Origin of the sequence: Comamonas aquatica NBRC 14918 (genome assembly GCF_000739875.1) — a bacterium.
Taxonomy (GTDB): Bacteria; Pseudomonadota; Gammaproteobacteria; order Burkholderiales; family Burkholderiaceae_C; genus Comamonas; species Comamonas aquatica.
On the sequence record NZ_BBJR01000055.1, the window covers coordinates 1 to 23,020 of the forward strand.

General features: G+C 64.7%; 19 protein-coding genes and 1 pseudogene. 17 read left to right on the forward strand and 3 right to left on the reverse strand.

What is annotated here, in order from left to right:
- Together CA2_RS17660 and CA2_RS13140 are read right to left on the reverse strand one after the other, a co-directional pair.
- The coding region (locus tag CA2_RS17660) for a glycosyltransferase family 4 protein (protein WP_217997638.1) at positions 1-949 on the reverse strand (949 nt) is incomplete at its 3' end.
- On the reverse strand, positions 931-2,040 hold the full coding sequence (locus tag CA2_RS13140) for an MraY family glycosyltransferase (protein WP_042418035.1): 1,110 nt from the start codon (positions 2,038-2,040) through the stop codon (positions 931-933). The genes CA2_RS13140 and CA2_RS17660, both read right to left, overlap by 19 nt.
- A gap of 93 nt (positions 2,041-2,133) precedes the next feature.
- On the opposite strand from CA2_RS13140, the gene argB reads away from it, so the two are divergent.
- The 14 genes and pseudogenes from argB to CA2_RS13210 all read left to right on the forward strand — a co-directional run bounded on the left by argB (position 2,134) and on the right by CA2_RS13210 (position 17,489).
- Positions 2,134-3,024, forward strand: coding sequence for an acetylglutamate kinase (gene argB / locus CA2_RS13145; protein ID WP_174435617.1), 891 nt, complete (start codon positions 2,134-2,136; stop codon positions 3,022-3,024).
- A gap of 194 nt (positions 3,025-3,218) precedes the next feature.
- Complete coding sequence (locus CA2_RS13150; protein ID WP_042418042.1) at positions 3,219-3,941, forward strand: response regulator transcription factor; 723 nt, start codon at positions 3,219-3,221, stop codon at positions 3,939-3,941.
- Positions 3,942-4,088: 147 nt separating this feature from the next.
- Entirely contained in the window at positions 4,089-5,117 is a 1,029-nt protein-coding gene (locus CA2_RS13155; RefSeq protein WP_052369941.1) for an ATP-binding protein, read from the forward strand.
- 90 nt (positions 5,118-5,207) lie between these two features.
- Positions 5,208-5,897, forward strand: coding sequence for a nucleoid occlusion factor SlmA (gene slmA / locus CA2_RS13160; protein WP_042418046.1), 690 nt, complete (start codon positions 5,208-5,210; stop codon positions 5,895-5,897).
- A 171-nt stretch (positions 5,898-6,068) separates the two neighbouring features.
- Positions 6,069-6,764: a TetR/AcrR family transcriptional regulator gene (locus tag CA2_RS13165; protein ID WP_081889004.1), complete on the forward strand. Its 696-nt coding sequence runs from the start codon at positions 6,069-6,071 to the stop codon at positions 6,762-6,764.
- Between the two features lie 45 nt (positions 6,765-6,809).
- A pseudogene (locus CA2_RS13170) lies at positions 6,810-8,607 on the forward strand (acyl-CoA dehydrogenase C-terminal domain-containing protein).
- A gap of 57 nt (positions 8,608-8,664) precedes the next feature.
- Positions 8,665-9,099 carry a DUF2147 domain-containing protein gene (locus tag CA2_RS13175; protein WP_042418048.1) on the forward strand — a complete coding sequence of 145 codons (435 nt, stop codon included), beginning with the start codon at positions 8,665-8,667 and terminating at the stop codon, positions 9,097-9,099.
- Between the two features lie 88 nt (positions 9,100-9,187).
- On the forward strand, positions 9,188-11,590 hold the full coding sequence (locus CA2_RS13180; RefSeq protein ID WP_042418053.1) for a 3-hydroxyacyl-CoA dehydrogenase/enoyl-CoA hydratase family protein: 2,403 nt from the start codon (positions 9,188-9,190) through the stop codon (positions 11,588-11,590).
- Between the two features lie 168 nt (positions 11,591-11,758).
- Positions 11,759-12,952: an acetyl-CoA C-acyltransferase gene (locus CA2_RS13185; protein WP_042418057.1), complete on the forward strand. Its 1,194-nt coding sequence runs from the start codon at positions 11,759-11,761 to the stop codon at positions 12,950-12,952.
- Positions 12,953-12,956: 4 nt separating this feature from the next.
- A complete protein-coding gene (locus tag CA2_RS13190; RefSeq protein ID WP_081889005.1) occupies positions 12,957-14,003 on the forward strand; it encodes an alpha/beta hydrolase family protein in 1,047 nt (348 codons plus the stop codon).
- On the forward strand, positions 13,981-14,838 hold the full coding sequence (locus tag CA2_RS13195) for an acyl-CoA thioesterase (RefSeq protein ID WP_042418059.1): 858 nt from the start codon (positions 13,981-13,983) through the stop codon (positions 14,836-14,838). The genes CA2_RS13190 and CA2_RS13195 overlap by 23 nt, the downstream gene beginning before the upstream one ends.
- A gap of 87 nt (positions 14,839-14,925) precedes the next feature.
- A complete protein-coding gene (locus CA2_RS13200; protein WP_042418062.1) occupies positions 14,926-15,714 on the forward strand; it encodes an enoyl-CoA hydratase in 789 nt (262 codons plus the stop codon).
- Between the two features lie 502 nt (positions 15,715-16,216).
- Positions 16,217-16,705, forward strand: coding sequence for a thioesterase family protein (locus tag CA2_RS13205; protein WP_042418066.1), 489 nt, complete (start codon positions 16,217-16,219; stop codon positions 16,703-16,705).
- Positions 16,706-16,901: 196 nt separating this feature from the next.
- Positions 16,902-17,489, forward strand: coding sequence for a bactofilin family protein (locus CA2_RS13210; protein WP_042418069.1), 588 nt, complete (start codon positions 16,902-16,904; stop codon positions 17,487-17,489).
- Positions 17,490-17,567: 78 nt separating this feature from the next.
- Here CA2_RS13210 and CA2_RS13215 read toward each other — a convergent pair whose 3' ends face one another.
- A complete protein-coding gene (locus tag CA2_RS13215) occupies positions 17,568-18,020 on the reverse strand; it encodes an acyl-CoA thioesterase (RefSeq protein WP_042418070.1) in 453 nt (150 codons plus the stop codon).
- Positions 18,021-18,062: 42 nt separating this feature from the next.
- Here CA2_RS13215 and CA2_RS13220 point away from each other — a divergent pair, with 42 nt between their 5' ends.
- The 3 genes from CA2_RS13220 to CA2_RS13230 all read left to right on the forward strand — a co-directional run bounded on the left by CA2_RS13220 (position 18,063) and on the right by CA2_RS13230 (position 22,819).
- Entirely contained in the window at positions 18,063-19,880 is a 1,818-nt protein-coding gene (locus CA2_RS13220; RefSeq protein WP_042418072.1) for an ABCB family ABC transporter ATP-binding protein/permease, read from the forward strand.
- Between the two features lie 36 nt (positions 19,881-19,916).
- Positions 19,917-20,858 (forward strand): 2-hydroxyacid dehydrogenase, encoded by a 942-nt coding sequence (locus tag CA2_RS13225; RefSeq protein WP_042418074.1) that lies wholly within the window; start codon positions 19,917-19,919, stop codon positions 20,856-20,858.
- Between the two features lie 122 nt (positions 20,859-20,980).
- Positions 20,981-22,819: a Na/Pi cotransporter family protein gene (locus CA2_RS13230; RefSeq protein ID WP_042418076.1), complete on the forward strand. Its 1,839-nt coding sequence runs from the start codon at positions 20,981-20,983 to the stop codon at positions 22,817-22,819.
- Positions 22,820-23,020 lie beyond the last annotated feature (201 nt).

Sequence of the window (23,020 nt, forward strand, 5' to 3'; positions counted from 1 at the left end):
TACACCCCGGCACATCCCTAGTAATCACCGCTCTTCCACATGCCATTGCCTCTTGTGTGCTGCAGGGTACACCTTCACGATAAGACGGTAGGACAAAAACACTGGACTTTTCAATCCACGCCTGCACATTGTCGACATGGCCAGGGTGGGTGATGATATTGGCTTGTTTGTAGTAGTCCAGGTCATTTTGCGAGAGGCTGCTGGGATTGTCTTTGTCAATAGCGCCCAAGACAATAAATTCAACTTCTGGATGCTGTTGTTTGACAATTTCAGCGGCTTTAAGAAACTCAAAGATGCCTTTTTCTGCCAGCAAGCGACCAATAAACAAGAAGCGTATGGGGTCGAGAGAGGGAGGGGTCGGTTTGAATTTTTCCAGGTCAACACCAATGCCACCCAGAATTTGCACATCTTTGACTTTAATTTTGTGCTTTTCAAGCAGGTCAACAGGGTCATCTGGGTTGAGAAAAATGATTCTATCCAGATATCTGAAAGATATTTTGTACAAGAAAATCTGTACCGCTCGAACCAGTTTTTTCTTGAAGCTTTCTTTTTTGTGCGGTGGCTCTGGGGTAAAGGCATAGCCCAAGCCTTCCAGCATGCCTACAATGCGTGGCAATTTGGCGAGCTTGGCAGCAAGTGTGCCAAAAATGACAGGTTTTGCAAAATAAGAAAAAACAATATCAGGAGAAATTGCCTTGATTTTATTTTTGAGTTGTATAGTGCTTTTTATATCAGCAAAAGGGTTTAGCCCGCCTCGATTGAGCTGGTAGCTGACAGGTTCTGCGCCAAGCGCTGTAATGGCTGCAGAAGTTTTTTCGCTGTAATCTGTGGCAAAGACATATACCTCATGACCTTCTTGGATCAGGAGTTCAATAAATGTTTTTCTAAAGTTCAGCGTGCTGCTGGCTACAGTACCGATCAGGCAAATTTTCATTTCTTTGGCACCCACCTAAAAAACGCCAACTTACTATACATAGCCAGATACACCAAAATGCTAGCAACCAGCAGCACAGCACACAGCCATGTGTACTGATAGCTAAACACCGCTGCAGTACAGGGAATGGCTGCATACAGCCACAGAAAAGGCGAGGTGAAACCGTTTTGCAGTGTTTTGGAAAGTTCTCCAAACAACTTGCGTGCCCAGCGCTTATTGGCCAGCATATGCAAGTGAACGCCATCAGGCTGGCTGGGGTGATAGCCTTCACGCAGTGATTTGCGTACAAAGCTAAAGCCAACTTCAATAATCGGGTAGGAACAAATCAGCAAGCTGGCCCAAGGCGACACCTGTGCATTGCGTGCTGGCAGCAAAATGGCAATCCAGGCCAGCGTAAAGCCAAGAAAATACGCGCCACCATCGCCCAGAAAAATTTTGCCGAAGGGCCAGTTCACCAGAAAAAAGCCTAGTACTGCGCCAGCAATAATCAGGCAGGTAAAGGCCAGGGGAATATCGCCGACTTCACGTGCAATCAGGCCAAAGGCGGCGAGCATGATGAGGGCGACACCGGCGGTCAGGCCATTAAAGCCGTCAATGATATTGATGGCATTGGCTACGCCGCCCACGGCAAAGGCGGTAAAGAGTACGGATATGGCAGTAAAGCCCAGCAGCCAGTCCACACCCCAGATATCTACGCTGGTGAGCGACACGCCTGTAATGCCCCAGCCCAGCAGGCCAGAGGCCATGGTGGCCAGCAGGCGGGTTTTGACGGAGACTTTTTTGGTGATGTCTTCCAGCAGGCCAAAGATAAAGGCTGGCATGCCTGCCATGAGAATGGCGCTGAGGATTTGACGCTTTTCTGCAGCGGCTGGGCTGTGGCTGGAGAAGGCATAGCCTGCCAGCACACCCACTACCAGAGCAATGCCTGCAATGCGCGGGGTGGGGGCAGTGTGGAACTTTTGCACGCCGGTGCTGGAGTCCATGGAGAAGGCACCGTGCCACTTCTTGGTGCCGACGAGTAATAGACAGGTGAGGAAAGAGGCGATGGCGGCAATGAGTGCATCAAGGCGTGCCAGCTCTAGCGGGGAAAAGTGGCTGAAAAACATGTGGGGGCGTAGCTATGTGTGCGCCAGCGTGGACTGGGGCACAATGCGAAGTTTGTTTGACCTTATTGTCCCATGTACTGCTGGTAGATGACCATGACAACCCTTTCCCACATCACCCCCCGCGACAAAGCAGAGATTCTGGCGCAGGCGCTGCCCTACATCCGCAAGTTTCATGGCAAGACCATGGTCATCAAGTATGGTGGCAACGCCATGACCGATCCTGCGCTGCAGGCGGACTTTGCGGAAGATGTGGTGCTCTTGAAGTTGGTGGGGATCAACCCGGTGGTGGTGCATGGCGGGGGGCCGCAGATTGAGACCGCATTGAACCGATTGGGCAAGAAGGGTGAGTTCATCCAGGGCATGCGCGTGACCGACGCGGAGACCATGGAAGTGGTGGAGTGGGTGCTGGCCGGCGAGGTGCAGCAGGACATCGTGGGCCTGATCCACCAGGCGGGCGGGAAGGCCGTGGGGCTGACCGGGCGCGACGGCGGCCTGATCCGTGCCAAGAAGCTGAAGATGCTCGACAACAAGGATCCTTCGATTGAGCACGATGTGGGGCAGGTGGGTGATATCGTGGCGATCGACCCCAGCGTGGTGCGCGCGCTACAGGACGATGCCTTCATTCCCGTGATCAGCCCCATCGGCTTTGGCGAAGAGAACGAGAGCTACAACATCAATGCCGACGTGGTGGCCAGCAAGCTGGCGACGGTGCTGCAGGCCGAAAAGCTGGTGCTGCTGACCAACACCCCCGGTGTGCTGGACAAGGGCGGCAACCTGCTGACCGATCTGACCGCGCGTGAGATCGACGGGCTGTTTGCCGATGGCACCATCTCGGGCGGCATGCTGCCCAAGATCAGCGGTGCGCTGGATGCCGCCAAGGCGGGCGTGAACGCCGTGCACATCATCGACGGCCGTGTGCCGCATGCCATGCTGCTGGAGATCCTGACGGACCAGGCCTATGGCACCATGATCCGCAGCCACTGAGCGCGCGACACCCCAACGCCGAGATTGTTGACAGTCTCGGCGTTTTTTTTATGGGCGAACGGAGGGAGCGCATGCCGAGGGGGCTCGGAAAAGCTTCTAATATTTCAGCATAGACCGGTGGAGCGGGGCCGAGGCGTCGCGCCAAGCCATGGAGCGCTCTGCAGACCAAGAAGCGCATACAAAGGGGACATCTGATGCGGTTGTTGTTGGTGGAAGACGATTTGATGGTGGCCAGCGGGATCAAGCTGGGCCTGACCGATGCGGGCTATGCGGTGGATTGGGTCAGCAGCGCCGAGCGTGCGCTGGACGTGCTGGAGCACGAGTCGTTCGATATCGCCATCCTGGACATCGGACTGCCTGGCATGGATGGGCTGGAGTTGCTGCACCGCATGCGTGGCAAAGGCATGGCCTGCACTGGCATGCCGGTGCTGATGCTGACGGCGCGCGATGCCTTGCACGACCGGGTGCGCGGCCTGGACCTGGGGGCGGACGACTACATGGTCAAGCCCTATGAGCTGCCCGAGTTGCTGGCGCGGCTGCGCGCCTTGTTGCGCCGCTCGCAGGCGGCGAACTCCGCCGTGCTGAGCTTTGGGCCGCTGGTGCTGGACACGGCGGCACGCAGTGCCGGGGCCCGGCTGGGCGGACTCGAGGGCGAGGGGGAGCTGCATTCCATCGACCTGGGCCCGCGCGAATGGACGGTGCTGGAGTACCTGCTGATCCATGCGCCCAAGCCGGCCAGCAAGGAAAAGCTGCTGCAGGCCTTGACCGGCTGGGACAAGGAGATCACACCGAATGCGGTCGAGGTCTATGTCTCGCGCCTGCGTGCCAAGCTGGAGCCCTACGGGGTGGCGTTGCGCTCCATCCGCGGCTTTGGCTACCGGCTGGATGTGCAGACGCAGGAAACCGAAGCTGCTTGATTTTTGATAGCTTGCTGCGCAGCTACAGTGAACAATACTGATAGTTTGTAGTGAGAAGTGCTCAGCATCGCTGCGCAACGCGCTCACTTTTTTGATAAGGCCATGTCTTTGCCGGTCCACAAGCGTCTGTTGGCATTGCTTCTGCCCATGTTGTTGCCGGTGCTGGGACTGGTGCTGGCGGCCGTGTGGCTGGGCTACAGCGTGGCGGCGCAGATTGCCCGGTCGCCGGAGCAGTCGCCCGATCTGGCCGAGATCGGGCTGGCGGTGCTGCCGGCCTTGCTGATGCTGCTGTTGCTGGGCGTGATGGCCCACATGGCGGCGCGCAAGGCCCTGATGCCCTGGGTGCTGCTGGCGCAGACGGTGCAGGCCCGCTCGCCCAAGGACCTGCGGCCCATCCCGATTGCGCCACACACGCCGGCGGACGTGCAGGTCATGGCCGAGGCGCTGAACCGCCTGTTCGCGCGTGCGAACGAAGAAAGCGATGCCCAGCAGCGCTTCATCGCCGATGCGGCGCACCAGTTGCGCACGCCGCTGGCCGCATTGCAGTCGCAGGTCGAAGCTTGGGCGCTGATGGCGCAGACGGCCCCGGACAAGAGCATCCACCTGCCTGTGACCCAGGTCGAACGCCTGCGCCAGGCCTCGCGCCGCACCACGCAGTTGGCCAACCAGTTGCTGGCATTGTCGCGGGTCGAAAGCTCATTGGGGCAGGCGGCGGGCACGCAGCGCGTGGACATCAAGAACCTGTGCGAGACCGTGCTGGAGTCCTTCCTGGATGACGCCCTGGCCAAGCAGCTGGACCTGGGGCTGGAGGCCGAGGCGGCGCATGTCACCGGCTACGAATGGCTGTTGCGCGAGTTGATCGCGAATGTGCTGGACAACGCCGTCAAGTACACCCCGCAGGGCGGGCGGGTCACCTTGCGCTGCGGCCGTAGGCTGTCGCCGCAGCGACAGATCCGGGTGTATGTGGAGGTGGAGGACGATGGCCCCGGCGTGTCCGTGGGTGAGTACGCACGCCTGACGCACCGCTTTTACCGAGGGCCTGGCACCACGGTGGAAGGCACGGGATTGGGCCTGGCGATTGCCCAGGAAATCGCCCAGGGCCATGGTGCGCACTTGCTGTTTGCTCCCGGTGCCCTGGGCCGTGGCATGCGGGTGACCCTGATGTTTGGCGAGTGATGGCGGCGGATTTTGTTGGCCGGACAAACGGTTACTTCTGCATATGTCTGTGAGAGAATGAATCGATTTACCTGTTGATTTGTCTGCCTTATGTCCGTATCTGAAGTTCTGACCCCTCCGACCGAAACAGCCGAGACTGTCGTTGCTAACGCCACATTGGAGGAGCAGCCCCGCACGCGTAAACGCCCCAAACCGGGCGAGCGTCGCGAGCAGATTCTTCAGGCACTGGCCGCCATGCTGGAGAAGCCTGGCAGCGATCGCATCACCACGGCGGCCCTGGCCGCCAACCTCTCCGTCAGCGAAGCGGCCCTGTATCGCCATTTCGCCAGCAAGGCGCAGATGTTCGAGGGGCTGATCGACTTCATCGAGCAAACCGTGTTTGGCCTGGTGCAGCAAGTCGCTGGCCGTGAAGGCGAACCCCTGGAGTGCACCCCCGAGGACGGCGCCCGCCGTGCGGCCCGCATCGTGGCCCTGCTGCTGCAGTTTGCTGAGCGCAATCCCGGCATGGTGCGCGTGCTGGTGGGCGACGCCCTGCTGCTGGAACACGACCGCCTGCAGGCACGCATGAACCAGTTCTTTGACCGCATCGAATCCACGTTGCGCCAGTGTCTGCGCCCGGCGGCTGGCGCGCTGGGCTCCAGCACCCCGACGGTGGATGCCCAGGTGGCCGCCAGTGTGCTGATGTCTTTCGTGCAGGGGCGCCTGCAGCGCTATGTGCGCACCGGCTTCCGCCGCCAGCCCACCGAGCACCTGGATGCCAGCCTGGCAATGCTGATTTGAGCGGGCCACACGACCACCGAACACCAGGGCGACTGCACAGTCGCCCTTTTTTATGCCGGGTCGGCGGCTGCACGACTAAATCGGGGGCGCAAGGGTTTGCACCTATGCTCAAAGCCCGAGGAAGTTTTTACGATTCAAAAAAGAACGAACGTTCGTTTTTATTGGTGATGCATGCCCTCGACCCCACACATTTTCCCCGCCGTCCCCAGCAGCCCGACCGCCGATCGTAAACCGCGCGGCGCGGCAGCCGGGCACCGCATTTCTCCCAAAGACCTGCAGACCAAGGCCCACATCGTGGATGTGGCCCTGCAACTGGCCATGCACAACGGGCTGGAAAGCCTGTCGATCGGTGGCCTGGCCGAAGCCACGCAGATGAGCAAATCCGGTGTGTTTGCCCATTTCGGTTCGCGCGAAGAGCTGCAGATTTCCGTGATCCGCGAGTACCACCACCGCTTCGAGCAGGAGGTGTTCTATCCCGCGCTGCAGGCCGAGCGCGGGCTGCCCCGTCTGCGCGCCCTGTTCGACCACTGGATGAAGCGCACCACCATCGAGCTGGACTCTGGCTGCATCTATATCAGCGGCGCGATCGAGTTCCACGACAACATCGGCCCCGTGCGCAACGCGCTGGTGGAGTCGGTCAGCATCTGGCACGCCGCCATGCGCCGCACCATCAACCAGTGCAAGGAACTGGACGACCTGCGGCCCGATGCCGACGAGAACCAGATCCTGTCCGAGATCCATGCCCTGATCCTGGTGCTGCACTACGAAGCGCGCTTCCTGCGCAGCCCGGGCGCCATGCAGCGTGCCCTGACCGGTTTCGACAACATCCTGTGGCGCTATGGCGCCCCGGCCTCGGCAAAGAACTGAGACCGCCTCCCCACCCCCTTGATTGCTGATTTACAGGAGACAACCATGCCCAGCTACACCCCGCCTCTGCGCGACATGCAATTTCTGATGCATGAAGTGTTCAAGATCGAAGAAGAATTCAAGGCCCATGCCCAAGCATGCCGAGGTGGATGCCGACACCATCAATGCCGTGCTGGAAGAGGCCGGCAAGTTCGCCGCCAACGTCACCTTCCCGCTGAACATCAGCGGCGACGAAGAGGGCTGCCAGCTGGACAAGACCACGCACGAGGTCACCACCCCCAAGGGCTACAAGGAGGCCTACCAGCAGTTTGTCGAGGGCGGCTGGCCCGCACTGTCGTGCGACCCCGAGTATGGCGGCCAGGGCCTGCCGTTCGTGGTGAACTCGGCGCTGTACGAAATGCTCAACAGCGCCAACCAGGCCTGGACCATGTACCCCGGCCTGTCGCATGGCGCCTATGAAGCCCTGCACGCCCATGGCGCCCCGGCATTGAAGGCCAAGTACCTGCCCAAGCTGACCAGTGGCGAGTGGACCGGCACCATGTGCCTGACCGAACCCCACTGCGGCACCGACCTGGGCCTGCTGCGTACCAAGGCTGAGCCCCAGGCCGACGGCACCTATAAGATCACCGGCAACAAGATCTTCATCTCCGCCGGTGAGCACGACTTCACCGACAACATCGTCCACCTGGTGTTGGCGCGCCTGCCGGACGCACCGGCCGGCTCCAAGGGCATCAGTCTGTTCGTGGTGCCCAAGTACCTGGTGAATGCCGACGGCAGCCTGGGTGCGCGCAACGGCATCTACTGCGGCGGGCTGGAGCACAAGATGGGCATCAAGTCCAACGCCACCGCCCAGATCGTGATGGAAGACGCCGTGGGCGAGCTGGTAGGCCAGCCCCACAAGGGCCTGCAGGCCATGTTCGTGATGATGAACGCGGCCCGCCTGGGGGTGGGCAACCAGTCCCTGGGCCTGACCGAAGTGGCGTTCCAGAACGCCCTGGCCTATGCCAAAGACCGTCTGCAGATGCGCAGCCTGTCCGGCACCAAGGCCAAGGACAAGCCCGCCGACCCCATCATCGTCCACCCCGATGTGCGCCGCATGCTGCTGACGGCCAAGGCCTATGCCGAAGGTGGCCGCGCGCTGTCGACCTTCTGCGCGCTGCTGATCGACAAGGAACTGAACCACCCCGATGAGAAAGTGCGCAGCGACAGCGCCGACCTGGTGGCTCTGCTGACCCCCATCGTCAAGGCCTTCTTGACCGACAACGGCTGGATCGCCACCACGCAAAGCCAGCAGGTGTTTGGTGGCCACGGCTTTATCAAAGAGTGGGGCATGGAGCAGTTCGTGCGCGACAACCGCATCAACATGATCTATGAGGGCACGAACGGCGTGCAGGCGCTGGACCTGCTGGGCCGCAAGGTGCTGGGCAACCAGGGCGCCACGCTGAAGAAGTTCGGCAAGCTGGTGGCGCAGCTGGTGGAAGAAGAAGGCGTCAACGAAAAGATGGCCGAATTCATCAACCCCATCGCCATGCTGGGCGACCAGATGACCAAGTTCACCACCGAGATCGGCTTCAAGGGCATGCAGAACCCCGACGAAGTGGGCGCGGCATCCGTGGACTACCTGCGCGTGGCCGGCCACCTGGTGTTCGGCTACCTGTTTGCCCGCATGGCCCAGGTGTCGCTGCGCGCCATCGCCGCCGGCAGCACCGATCCGTTCTACACCGCCAAGTTGCAGGTGGCGCGCTTTTACTTCGCCAAGCTGTTCCCCGAGACCGCCACCCTGATGCGCACCGCCCGTGCGGGCAGCAAGGTGCTGATGGACTCGGATGCTGCTCTTGCTTAAGTAGCGGCTAGCGCACGCATTTCCTTGAATGTAGAAGCCTTTGAGACGGAGATTCTTATGAAGCAAGCGTTGGCAGCTCTGTTTTTCGTAGTGCTCGGTGCACCCGCGATGGCGCAGATGACCCCCGTGGGGGTGTGGAAGAGCCTGGACGACAAGACCGGCGCACCCAAATCGCAGGTGCGCATCAGCGACCACGGTGGGGTGCTGACCGGCCAGGTCGAGCGCGTCCTGCGCGAGGGCGCCGATCCCCTGGCCGTGTGCGACAAGTGCACGGACGACCGCAAGGGCAAGTCCATCGTGGGTCTGGAGATCATCCGCGGCGCCAAGCAGGCCGAGGGCAAGACCGTCTGGGAGGACGGCAAGATCCTCGACCCTGAAAACGGCAAGACCTACACCCTGCGCCTGACGCCGGTGGAGGGCGGCAGCAAGCTGGAAGTGCGTGGCTCCATCGGTCCCTTTGGCCGTACCCAGACCTGGGTGCGTGTGCAGTAACGAACAACCTTGCTGGCCCTGCCCGCATGGCGCCATCCTGGTGGGGCGCCATGCGGGCGTCTGGGCAGCATTCCATGGAAACCATCCCATGTCCCGATTCAATGTGAAGAAAGTCGCCGTGCTGGGTGCCGGTGTGATGGGCGCGCAGATTGCCGCCCATCTGGTCAACGTGAAGGTGCCGGTCATCCTGTTTGACCTGCCCGCCAAGGAAGGCCCCAAGAGCGGCATTGCCGAGCGTGCCATCGCCAACCTGAAAAAGCTCAAGCCCTCGCCCATCGGTGTGGCCGAGGATGCCGACCTGATCCAGGCCGCCAATTACGAAGAGCACCTGAAGCTGCTCAAGCAGTGCGACCTGGTGATCGAGGCGATTGCCGAGCGCATGGACTGGAAGCTGGACCTGTACACCAAGATTGCGCCGTTTGTGGCCAAGCACGCGCTGGTGGCATCCAACACCTCGGGCCTGAGCATCACCAAGCTGTCCGAGGCACTGCCCGAAGCCATCCAGCCGCGTTTTTGCGGCATCCACTTCTTCAACCCACCGCGCTACATGCCGCTGGTGGAGCTGATTGCCACCCCCACCACCGAACCCCAGGTGCTGGACCAGCTGGAAGCCTTTGTCACCAGCGGCCTGGGCAAGGGCGTGGTGCGCGCCAAGGACACCCCCAACTTCATCGCCAACCGCATCGGCATCGCCGGCATGCTGTCGACCATGAAGGAGGTCGAGAACTTCGGCCTGACCTACGACGTGGTGGACGACCTGACCGGCAAGAAGCTGGGCCGGGCCTCCAGCGGCACCTTCCGCACCGCCGACGTGGTGGGCCTGGACACCATGGCCCACGTCATCAAGACGCTGCAGGACAACCTGAGCCTGGAGACCGACCCGTTCTACGGCAGCTTTGGCACGCCGCCCGTGCTGGCCAAGCTGATCGAACTGGGCCGCCTGGGCCAGAAGACCAAGGCCGGCTTCTTCAAGAAGGTGGGCCGCGACATCCTGCAGTTCGAGCTGGACAGCGAGGACTACATCCCCGCCGGCGGCAAGGCCGACGAGGTGTATGCGCGCATGCTCAAGAAGCCTGCGGCCGAACGCCTGCGCCTGCTGCGCAATGCCGAAGGCGCACCCGGCCAGTTCCTGTGGGCCATCCTGCGCAACAGCTTCCATTACGCCGCCCTGCACCTGGCCACGATTGCCGAGTCCGCGCGAGACGTGGACCAGGCCATGCGCTGGGGCTTTGGCATGAAGCAGGGCCCGTTCGAGCTGTGGCAAGAAGCCGGCTGGCTGGAGGTGGCGCAGATGATCCAGGAGGACATCGACGCCGGCAAGGCGCTGTGCAAGGCGCCCCTGCCGAAGTGGGTGTTCGAAGGCCCCGTGGCCGAGGCCGGTGGCGTGCACACGGCCCAGGGTTCGTGGAGCCCGGCGCTGCAGAAGTTTGTAGCGCGCCGCGTCCTGCCCGTCTACGAAAGACAGCTTTTCCCTGAAAAACTGTTGGGCGAGGACAACCTGCCCGACTGGAAGACGGCCGGCACCACGGTGTTCGAATCCAAGGCGCTGCGCACCTGGACGCTGGATGGCGAGATCCTGATCGCCAGCATCAAGAACAAGATGCACGCCATCAGCCCCGAAGTCATGGAAGGCCTGATGGAGGCCGTGGACACGGCCGAAAGCGACTTCCAGGGCATGGTGATCTGGTCCGGCGATGCCCCGTTCAGCGTGGGCGCCGACCTGGAAGCCACCATGCCGGCCTTTGTGGTCGGCGGTGCCGATGCCATCGACAGCATCGAAAGCGAGCTGCAGAACCTGATGCTGCGCATCCGCTATGCGCAGGTGCCGGTGGTGGCTGCCATCCACGGCATGGCGCTGGGCGGCGGTTGCGAGCTGGCCGTCTACAGCGCGCGCCGCGTGGCCCACATGGAAAGCTACATCGGCCTGGTGGAAGTGGGGGTGGGCCTGGTGCCCGGCGCCGGCGGCCTGACCTACATCGCCCGCCGTGCGGCCGAGAACATGGCCAGCTCCACCGGCAAGGACGTGCTGCCCTTCCTGACCGAAGGTTTCACTGCAGCCGCCATGGCCAAGGTGGGCACCAGCGCCATCGAGTCGCGCAAGCTGGGCTACCTGCTGGACAGCGACCTGATCGTGCCGCACAAGGACGAGGTGCTGTTCACTGCCATCAACGAGGCCCGCAGCATGGCCGCCGGTGGCTGGCGCTCCCCGCTGCAGCGCCCCTTCCCCGTGGCGGGCCGCAGCGGCCTGGCCACCATCAAGGCCCAGTTGGTGAACATGCGCGACGGCGGCTTCATCAGCGCCTACGACTTCAAGATCGCCGCCATGATCGCGGAAGTGGTCTGCGGCGGCGAGGTGGATGCCGGCTCGCTGGTGACCGAGGAGTACCTGCTCAAGCTGGAGCGCAAGGTGTTCTGCCACCTGATCGGCCAGCCCAAGACGCACGAACGCATCCTGGGCATGCTCAACACCGGCAAGCCGGTTCGCAACTGATGAAGCTACTGCGCGTCCTGCATGCCGCGTTGGGCGGTGCTCACCATCCTCACGTACAGCAAGTATGTTGCGGTGGTTGCGCTCCGTCCGCCTTGCCTGCCGGCCGCTCGCGACGCTTCCTCAGCCGCGAACGCAGTGTCTTTCAACCGCATCACTGAAAGATCCAACATGAAACAAGTACAAGACGCCTACATCGTTGCCGCCACGCGCACGCCCATCGGCCGCTCGGGCCGGGGCTATTTCAAGAACACCCGCCCCGACGATTTGCTGGTGGCCAGCATCCGTGCCGCCATGGCCCAGGTGCCCACGCTGGACCCCAAGGCCATCGAGGACGCCATCATCGGCTGCTCCTTCCCCGAGGGCGAGCAGGGCATGAACATGGCGCGCATCGCCGTGGGCCTGGCGTTCGACCATCCCATCGGCGGCGTGACGGTGAACCGTTTCTGCGCCTCGGGCATCACCGCCATCCAGATGGCGGCCGACCGCATCCGGGTGGGCGAGGCCGATGTGCTGATCGCCGGGGGCGCCGAGTCCATGAGCATGGTGCCCATGGGCGGCAACAAGCCCTCGTTCAACCCCGAGGTGTTCGCCCGTGACGAGAACGTGGGCATCGCCTACGGCATGGGGCTGACCGCCGAGAAGGTGGCCCAGCAGTGGAAGGTGAGCCGCGAGCAGCAAGACGCCTTCGCGCTGGAGTCGCACCTGCGCGCCGTCAAGGCCCAGCAGGCGGGCGAGTTCACCGATGAAATCACGCCCATCGAGATCGTCGACCGTTTCCCCAACCTGGCCACCGGCGAAGTCAGCACCCGGACCCGCACCGTGCACCTGGACGAAGGCCCGCGCCCCGACACCACGCTCGAAGCCCTGGGCAAGCTGCGCCCGGTGTTTGCCGCGCGTGGCAGCGTGACGGCGGGCAACAGCTCGCAGACCAGCGACGGCGCCGGCGCGCTGATCCTGGCCAGCGAAAAGGCGGTCAAGCAGTTCGGCCTGACCCCGCTGGCCCGCTTTGTCAGCTTTGCCGCCCGCGGTGTGCCGCCGGAAATCATGGGTATCGGCCCCATCGAAGCCATTCCCGCAGCCCTGCGCTACGCCGGCATCAACCACCAGGACATCGGCTGGTTCGAGCTGAACGAGGCCTTTGCCGCCCAGTCGCTGGCGGTGATCAACACCCTGGGCCTGGACCCCGCCAAGGTCAACCCCATGGGTGGTGCCATCGCCCTGGGCCACCCGCTGGGGGCCACCGGTGCCATCCGCGCCGCGACCGTGGTGCACGCGCTGCGCCGCCACAACCTGAAGTACGGCATGGTGACCATGTGCGTGGGCACCGGCCAGGGCGCGGCCGGCATCATCGAGCGCGTCTGAGCCCATGACGCAGGCGCGCGCAGCCAACCCGGGTGTGGAGGTGCGCTGGCAGGCCGGCACGCTCGAGGTGCCGGGCACCGCAGGGCCGTTGGCCCTGCGCCAGTGCCAGCCTGTCAGCCAGGCGGTCTGTGCCCAGGTGGTGATCGCGGCTGCGATTGGCGTGCCGCAGCGTTTTTACGCTGCGTTTGCGCAGTGGCTGGCGGCCCATGGCTATGCCGTCACCACCTTCGACTACCGAGGGCATGCCGAGTCCCTGCATGGCCCGTTGCGCCAGGCCCGCGCCGATTTGCGCGACTGGGCGGCCGACTGCGCCGCCGTGGCCCAGCATGTGCGCGCCCAGGCCCCCGGCCTGCCGGTGCTGTGGGGGGGGCACAGCGTGGGCGCCCAGTTGCCGGGCATGAGCGCGCAGGCCCTGCCCATCGACGGCATGCTGTGCGTGGCCAGCGGCAGCGGTTACTGGCGTGACAACGCACCGCCCACGCGGCGCAAGGTCTTGCTGTGGTGGTACGGCATTGCGCCGTTGCTCACGGCGCTGCATGGCTGCCTGCCGGGGCGGCGCTGGGGCCTGGTGGGGGATCTGCCCGCCGGTGTGCTGTGGCAGTGGCGCCAGTGGTGCCTGCACCCCAACTATGGCATCGGGGTGGTGGGCGAACCGCTGCGCACGGCCTATGCCGCGGCGCGCTATCCGCTGCATGCTTTTTCGATCGACGACGACGAGATGATGTCCTGGCGCTCGACCACCTCCCTGGTCAGCTGGTACCGCCATTGCCCGTCGCGCGTGGAGCGCCTGCATGCCGTGCACGTGCCGGCCGGGCGCATCGGGCATTTCGGTTTTTTCCGTGCCGAGATGGAGGGCGCGCTGTGGCCACGCGCGCTGGCGGTGCTGGAGCGTTGGCGCGACCGTGCGCAGGCCATGACGCCTAGGGGTCAGCCATATCCGGAGCGGCGCTCTACAGTCACTAAGATGGACCCTGGTGCGGGCTCGCCACAGCCCGGACAAGGTGAGCTTTTCTCGGAGACCGCATGCTATGAACACCCCGCAAGCCCCTGAGCCGGGCGCCACACCCGGCGTCCACCCCCTGGATATGGCTCTCAGACTGATTCCCGAACACGACGGCAGCGCGCGCGGTGTGGCACCGGCTGCGTACTGGAACATGGTGGGGCCGTATGGCGGCATCACCGTCGCGCAGATGCTGCAGGCCGTGCTGCAGCACCCCGAACGGCTGGGCGACCCGCTGTCCATCACCGTGAATTTTGCCGGGCCGGTGGAGGCGGGCGATGTCCGCATCGAGGCCGTGCCCGTGCGCACCAACCGCTCGACCCAGCACTGGACCGTGTCCATGGGCCAGCGCGATGCGCAAGGGGCCTTCGTGGTCAGCACCACGGCCACGGTGATCACGGCCGTGCGCCGCGACACCTTCAGCGTGGACGACCTGCCGCGCCCCGCCATGCCGGACCCGATGCGTTGCGAACGCTTCGACACGCGCGGCGCCATGGAATGGCTGCAGCGCTACGACATGCGCGTGGTGCAGGGCGCGATCCCCAAGACCTGGGATGACAGCGGCCATGAAAGCCTGTCCCAGCTGTGGGTGCGCGACGATCCACCGCGTCCGCTGGACTTCGTGGCGCTGTCGGCGCTGTGCGATGTGTTTTATCCTCGCGTCTGGCTGCGCCGTGCGCGCCGGGTGCCGGCCGGCACCGTGGGGATGACCATCTATTTCCACGCCGATGCCGCACAACTGGCACGCCAGGGCGACAAGCACCTGCTGGCGCAGGCCAGCGCCCAGGCCTTTCGCAACGGCTTTTTCGACCAGACCGCCCAGCTGTGGGACAGCGAGGGCGTGCTGCTGGCCACCAGCCACCAAATCGTTTACTACAAGGAGTGACTGGCGCCGGTTGCGCCACCGGCCCGCAAGACCGCGGGTGGGGCGCAGCCTGGCCTGGTGCTGCTTGGTTTTTTTGCAGGAAATTTCATGACCACGACCGCCTCCCCCGACATCCTGGTGCACACCGAAGCCGGTGTGCGCACCATCACGCTCAACCGCGTGGACAAGAAGAACTCCATCACCCAGGCCATGTACAGCCGCATGGCCGAGGCGCTGACCAGCGCCGCCACCGACGAGGCCGTGCGCGTGGTCGTGCTCCAGGGGGATGCCACCGTGTTCAGCGCGGGCAACGACATCGGTGACTTCCTGGCACGCCAGGGTGGCCAGGGCCTGCCCGAGCAAAGCCCGGTGTTCCAGTTCTTGCACGCGCTGGCCGACTTCCCCAAGCCGCTGATCGCGGCCGTGGCCGGCCCCGCCGTGGGCATTGGCACCACCATGCTGCTGCACTGCGACCTGGTCTATGCGGGCGACAACGCGGCCTTCTCCATGCCCTTCGTGAACCTGGGTCTGTGCCCCGAAGCCGCCTCCAGCCTGCTGCTGCCCCGCCTGATGGGCTACCAGCGCGCGGCCGAGGCGCTGCTGCTGGGCGAGCCCTTCATGGCCGAAGCGGCCCTGGAAGCCGGCCTGGTCAACCGCGTGGTGCCGCCCACCGAAGTCAACGGTGTGGCCCAGGCCCAGGCGGCCAAGCTGGCGGCCAAGCCGCTGTCGGCGCTGATGGCGACCAAGCGCCTGATGAAAGCCGGCCAGCGCGCCGAGATCAAGGCCCAGATGGCCGAGGAAGGCCAGAGCTTTGGCCGCATGCTGACCGAACCCGCGGCCCGCGAAGCCTTCACCGCGTTCATGGAAAAGCGCAAGCCCGATTTCAGCCAATGCTGAAGCGGAGCGTGCCGCGGGAGCGGCACTCTCTGCGCGGCCAACAAGCGTTTCCATCACAACAGACACGCGGATTGCAGGCCGTGCGGACACTGGGGCCTGGTGGGCCTAGGCCGAGGGGCGGCACAGGCGGTGTTCTCACCCCAAACGCCAGTTCGATGCATGGCCCATGCTGAAGTCGCTCGGGCCGGGAGTGCTTTCTAGGCCACCACCGTCACGCGTTGCTTTGTGAAGCGCACGCCAGGCCTGCAACCGGGGCCGGCGCTTGCCAGCGCCGCGGGCACAAGCAGGGTGGTGGAGCTTAGCGCGGGAGCGGCCCCAACGCCCGCGAGCCGTCACGCCGTGCCGCAACCGGCGCAGACACCGTGGCAGGCCGCACGGTGGTGAGCGTGGGGAATCCTGTTTCATGAGCTTGCTGCGCACGTATTTCAACGGTTTCAGCGTGTTTTCTATCTGAAATCCTTTCTTATCGGGCGCAACCAGCTCTTCATTTTGAAGTGTTGCCATGCATGCCAAAAAAACCGAAGCCGCGCCCGTGGCGTTTGAGCCGGAGTTCATCGCCGCCATCAAGCAGCTGTCTGAGGAGCTGATCTGCTTCAACCAGGTGCTGGGCCTGAAGCTGGACCACATCACCCCGACCGAGGTCACGGCGCACATCGACATGCGGCCGCAGCTGGTGGGGCACTTTGCCTACAACCGCATTCACGGCGGTGCGATCAGTGCCGGGCTGGATGCAATGGGCGGCATCGCCCTGATGGTGGCCCTGGCCGCCAAGCACATGGACGAGCCGGTGCTGCAGCGCATGCAGCGCTTTGCCAAGATCGGCACCATCGACCTGCGCGTGGACTATCTGCGCCCCGGCATCGGCGAGCGTTTCACGCTGCGGGCCGAGGTGCTGCGCCTGGGCTCGCGCGTGGGCACGACGCGCATGGAATTTTTGGGCGCAGATGGCGCGCTGCTGTCGGCGGGCATGGCCGCCTACATCGTCTCCTGATTTTTTTCATAGCACGCCCCGCTGCGCTGTCGGCCTGCGCAGGCCTGAACGCGCCAGCACGGCCCAGGGGTGTGTGCGCAGGCAACAGCGGTAAGCAGACGCCACGGTCGTAGTCTTTGCTTACGCATGTTGCGAAACGAGGGATGGTGTGGCGCGCGGTGCTTTCTAAGCTCATGGCTTTCTATCAGGAGGATGCATGGCCGTGAACAACCCCTTTTTCACCAAGCGCGACACACAGAACTTTGCGACCCGCCCTGGCACGGTCGGCAGCTTGAACAGCACCCCCGGCAACGGCCTGAACAGCCACACCCCAGTGGCCGAGCCGCAGCAGCCCCGTGCCGTGGCCCCCGAGGTCAGCGCCGCCCCCGCCACCACGGACAGCCCCGTGGCCGAGCAGGGCGGCAGCAAGCTGACCGTGGGCCCCAACATCAAGCTCAAGGGGGTCGAGATCACGGACTGCGACACGCTGGTGGTGGAAGGCACGGTGGAGGCGACCATGGACTCGCGCGTCATCCACATCGCGCAGCAGGGGGCCTTCCACGGTTCGGCCGAGATCGACATCGCCGAGATCCATGGCGAGTTCACCGGCAGCCTGACCGTGCGCCAGAAGCTGGTGATCCATAGCACCGGCAAGGTCAGCGGCAAGATCCGCTACGGCAAACTGGTGGTCGAGGAGGGTGGCCAGCTGGCCGGTGAGGTCGAGGTGGGCGTGGTCGGCCGTGCCGAGCGCGCGCCCGTCAGCGCACCGGCTGCCAAGCCTGCCGCGCAGATCGCCGTCGCCTGAGCGGCGCCAGGGGCCATGCCAGCCCCATGCACAAAGCCCGGTGCGGTCACGTACCGGGCTTTTTTGCGGGGTGGGGCCTCAGCCCTGGGGCACCAGGCTGGCGGGCGCGTGCTCGGCCGCGGGCAGGTCCAGCGGGCGCGAGTTGCCGTGCGCGTCGATGGCCACATAGGTCAGCACGGCTTCGGTCACCTTCACGTACTCGCCCTGGTGGGTCATGCGTTCGGCAAACACCTCGACATCCACCGTCACCGAGGTGCGGCCCACGCGCGTGACGCAGGAGTAGAACGACAGCACGTCACCCACGCGCACGGGCTGCTTGAAGATGAATTCCTTCACGGCCACGGTGGCCATGCGGTTGCCGCCGGCCAGGCGCATGGCCAGCACGCAGCCGGCCAGGTCGACCTGGGACATGACCCAGCCACCGAAGATGTCCCCGTTGGCATTGCAGTCCCCGGGCATGGGAACGACCTTGAGCACCAACTCTTTGTCCGTGGGCAGTGCAACGCTGGGTAAGTCTGGGGAACGGGGCATGGGAGACAATCCGGGAACAAAAACAACCCGGAATTGTCCCCCATGCGTCGCAGCGGTGAAACAGCCTCCCCACAACCCTCAGCTTCCAACGTGGCTAATGCGGCCGAATGGACCGCCCTGCGCCGTTTGCTGCCCTACCTGTGGCAGTACAAATGGCGCGTGCTGGCCGCGCTGCTGTTCATGGTGGGCGCCAAGCTGGCGAACGTCGGCGTGCCGCTGCTGCTCAAGCAGCTGGTCGACGCCCTGGGCGTGCGCCCCGGCGATGCCAGCGCGCTGCTGGTGGTGCCGGCGGGCCTGCTGCTGGCCTACGGCGCGCTGCGCTTTTCCACCTCGCTGTTCACCGAGCTGCGCGATCTGGTGTTCGCCAAGGCCACGCAGGGCGCGGCGCGTTCCATCGCCTTGGCCACCTTCCGCCACCTGCATGCCCTGAGCCTGCGCTTTCACCTGGAGCGCCAGACCGGCGGCATGACGCGCGACATCGAGCGCGGCGTGCGCAGCACCGAATCGCTGGTCTCGTACTCGCTCTACAGCATCCTGCCCACGCTGATCGAAATGCTGCTGGTGCTGGGCATTCTGGCCTTCACCTTTGATTGGGGGTTTGCTGCCATCACGGCCGTGGCGCTGCTCACCTACATCACCTTCACCGTCAAGCTGACGGAGTGGCGCACCCAGTTCCGCCGTGCGGCGAATGTGCAGGACTCGGCTGCGCACACCAAGGCCGTGGATGCGCTGCTGAACTATGAGACCGTCAAATACTTCAACAACGAGGACTTCGAGGCCCGCCGCTACGACGAGAACCTGCAGGAGCTGCGGCGCGTGCGCCTCAAGAGCCAGCGCTCGCTGAGCCTGCTCAACGGCGGGCAGCAGCTCATCATCGCCACGGCCCTGGTGGCCATGCTGTGGCGCGCCACGCAGGGCGTGGTGGCCGGCGAGATGACGCTGGGCGACTTCGTCATGGTCAACGCCTTCATGATCCAGCTGTACATCCCGCTGAACTTCCTGGGCACGCTGTACCGCGAGATCAAGCAGAGCCTGGCGGACCTGTCGCGCATGTTCGTGCTGATGGACCAGGCCCGCGAGGTGGCCGATGCGCCGGGCGCGGTGCCCCTGCAACTGCAGGGCCAGCCCGAACTGCGCTTTGACGACGTGCAATTTGCCTACGACCCGGCACGGCCCATCCTGCAGGGCGTGAGCTTCACCGTGCCCGCCGGGCGCACCGTGGCCGTGGTGGGGGCCTCGGGCGCGGGCAAGAGCACCCTGGCGCGGCTGCTGTACCGCTTCTATGACGTGCAGGCGGGCCGCATCACCATCGCCGGCCAGGACATCCGCCAGGTCACCCAGGACAGCGTGCGCCGCGCCATCGGCATCGTGCCGCAGGACACAGTGCTGTTCAACGACACGGTGGCCTACAACATCGCCTATGGCCGCCCCGGTGCCACGCAGGCCGAGGTGGAGGCCGCCGCCCGGGCCGCGCGCATCCACGACTTCATCCAGTCCACCCCGCAGGGCTATGCCACCAAGGTGGGCGAACGTGGCCTGAAGCTGTCTGGCGGTGAAAAGCAGCGCGTGGCGATTGCACGCACCCTGCTGAAGAACCCGCCCATCCTGATCTTTGACGAGGCCACCTCCGCCCTGGACAGCCACACCGAGCGCGCCATCCAGCAGGAGCTGGCCAGTGCCGCCCAGGGCAAGACCACGCTGGTGATCGCGCACCGCCTGTCCACGGTGGTCGACGCCCACGAGATCCTGGTGATGGACGCGGGCCGCATCGTCGAGCACGGCACGCATGTGGCTTTGCTGGCGCAAGGGGGGCGCTATGCCCAAATGTGGGCGCTGCAGCAAAGTGCGGAGCACCAATAATGCTGGTTTTCCCCTGACTGCTGATTGCGATTGCCCATGTCTGCCTCCAAGCCACTGTTGTTGGTGCTGCACGTTCTGTCCGATGCCCACCTGTCCCAACTTGCCCAGTCCTTCGACGTGCTCTATGCCCCGGATGCAGCGCGCTGCGCCGAGGCGCTGGCCACCCACGGGCCCCGGGTGCAGGCGGTGCTGACCGTGGGCGCCATCGGTCTGAGCGCGGCGCAGATGCAGGCCATGCCCCAGCTGCGCTGGGTGGGCGCCCTGGGGGCCGGCTATGAAAACATCGATGTGGCCTACGCCCGGGCCCACGGCATCGCCGTGAGCAACGGTGCCGGCACCAACGACCAGTGCGTGGCCGACCACGCCTTCGGGCTGGTGATTGCCGCCGTGCGTGGCCTGGTGCGGCTGGACCGCCTGACGCGCCAGGGCATGTGGCGCAACGACATCCCCCTGCCGCCCAACGTCTCCGGCAAGCGCCTGGGCATTCTGGGCCTGGGCACCATCGGCCAGAAGATTGCGCGGCGTGCGCAGGCCTTCGACATGCCCATGGGCTACCACAACCGCAGCCCCAAGGATGGCGTTGACTTCACCTATTTCGACAGCGTGCTGGCGCTGGCGCAGTGGGCCGATGTGCTGCTGGTGGCCACCCCGGGCGGCGCCGGGACCCGGCACCTGGTCGATGCGCCGGTGATCGCGGCGCTGGGGCCGCAGGGCTATGTGGTGAACATTGCGCGCGGCTCGGTGGTGGATACCGCGGCCCTGGCGCAGGCCTTGCGCACCGGGGCGCTGGCCGGTGCCGGCCTGGATGTGTATGAAAGCGAGCCGCTGCCGCCCGCCGAGTTGCTGGACCTGGACAACGTGGTGCTGACCCCGCACGTGGCGGGCTGGTCGCCCGAGGCGGTGCAGGCCACGGTGGATTTGTTCCTGGACAATGCGCACCGTCATTTCGCCGGCCAACCGCTGGTGACGCCGGTGTAAGCCCCTGCGCCCACCTACACTGCGCAGTTCCGCTCGCGTCCGCTGTGGCGGCACCCAGGTCCGCCGGCGTGCTCGGCAGGATCCGTAGCGGCATTACCTCTAACGACTGCCCAAGGTGTGATGTGCTCAGTCCTCCCGCTTATTCCAAACATTCGCTGATCGTCCTGGCTTTTGCGGCGCTGGCCTGGTCGTTCTGGTTCAGCCACGGCTGGCTGGTGCTGTGCGCGGGCCTGGCCCTGTTCCTGTTCGGCATGCAGAACCTGGAGCAGGGCCTCAAAAGCCTGGCCGGGGGCAAGCTGGAAGGCTGGCTGTCGCAAAGCACGGCCACGCCGTTCAAGGGGCTGCTGTTCGGCACCGCCGCCACCTTTGTGCTGCAGTCCAGCACCCTGGTGTCGCTGCTGACGATCGCCTTTCTCAGCGCCGGGCTGATCACGCTGGCGGGCAGCATTGCCGTGCTGTTCGGTGCCAACCTGGGGGCCACCAGCGGCATCTGGCTGCTGGCCATGGCCGGGCAGAACCTGAGCATGGCGCCGCTGGCCATGCCCCTGCTGGTGTTCGGCGTGCTGCTGGGCTTTGCCGGCGACAAGGGCAAGGCCATCGGCCGCTTCCTGTTGGGCATTTCGCTGATCTTCCTGGGGATTGACGAGATCAAGCAAGGCTTCTCCAGCTTCGGGGATCTGCAGCTGAACCGCTACAGCGCCGAAGGCGTGCGTGGCGCGCTGCTGTTCGTCGGGGTGGGCACGCTGATCACGGTGGTGCTGCAGTCCAGCCACGCGACCCTGATGCTGACCCTGGCCGCCCTGGCCAATCAGCAGCTGGAGCTGCCCCAGGCCCTGGCGATCGCGATTGGCTCCAACGTCGGCTCGGCCGTGTCCACGGCCGTCATGGGCATGATCGGCAGCGCGCGCCCCGGCCAGCGCTTGGCCGTGGCGCACTTGGTGTTCAACTGCACCACGGCGGTGATCGCCTTTCTGCTGCTGGCGCCCATGACCTGGGGGGTGCAGCAGACGGCGGCGGCCGTGGGCCTGGGCGACAACCCGCTGATCCAGCTGGCCATGTTCCACTCCCTGTTCAACGTCATGGGGGTGCTGGTGTTCTGGCCCCTGCAGCGCCAGCTGGCGCGGGCCCTGGAGCGTTGGCTGCCGGACCTGCAGGAGCCCGAGGTGCTGATTGCCACGCACACCGAGCAGGTGGCGCAGACCACGCGCGCCCGCTACCTGCAGCCTGCCGCGCTGCAGTCGGTCGAAAGTGCCTGCAGCGCGGTGTCCAAGGAGCTGCAGCACATGGGCCGCCTGGGGCTGGAAGTGGTGGCCCACGCGCTGTACGCGCCAGTGCAAAGCCTGCAGGGGCCGCTGGAGCGCGAGGACCCCGAGCTGCGCCTGCGCCTGCAGCAGCAGGCCATCAATGCCGACCTGCTCTACAAGACCCACATCAAGGGGGTGTACGCCGATTTGCTGGAGTTCATGGGTAGCATGGTCCTGCCCATGGATGGCGCGCAGCAGGACTACTGGCACAACAGCCAGGTCGCGGCCTTCCAGCTGGTGGAAGCTGTCAAGGACGCCCACCGCCTGCAGCGCAACATGCACCACTACCTGCAGGGGCCCGACGATGCCCCGGCCCGCAGCAGCTACCTGGAGCTGCGCCTGCACATGCTGCAGACGCTGCGGGACATGCGCATGCTCAGCGTCTCCGACATGCCCGAGCCCGAATGGGCGGCGCAGTTGCAGGCCATGGACGAGCGCATCGCTGCCTTTGACACCCAGTTCCGCAAGCACCTGTTCGCGGCCATCCGCGGCGGGCTGCTGGACAGCCTGACGGTTAGCTCGCTGATGAACGACCTGGGCTTTTCGCATAGCATCATCCAGGGCCTGCGCCATGTGCTGCTGCTGGGTGAGGGCCATGAAGCGGCGCGCCAGCAGCAACTGCTGATGGGGGAAGCGCCGCTGATCCAGGCAGCCTGAGGATAGGTATCCAAAAGGCCGCTGGCCCAGGTCCATCCTGCGCAGACAGCTATGCTTTTTCTGCGGCCTTCAGGTCTTGCCGGGCTCTGTGGTGGCGGTCGCCAGTCGCGATGGCGCGATGGCGCGGTGCGCGGGCTGCGTGCTCCGTGGCAACCCGGCTGGTGCCGTGTCGGCGGCGCCCCTAAGATGGCGGACCCCGGC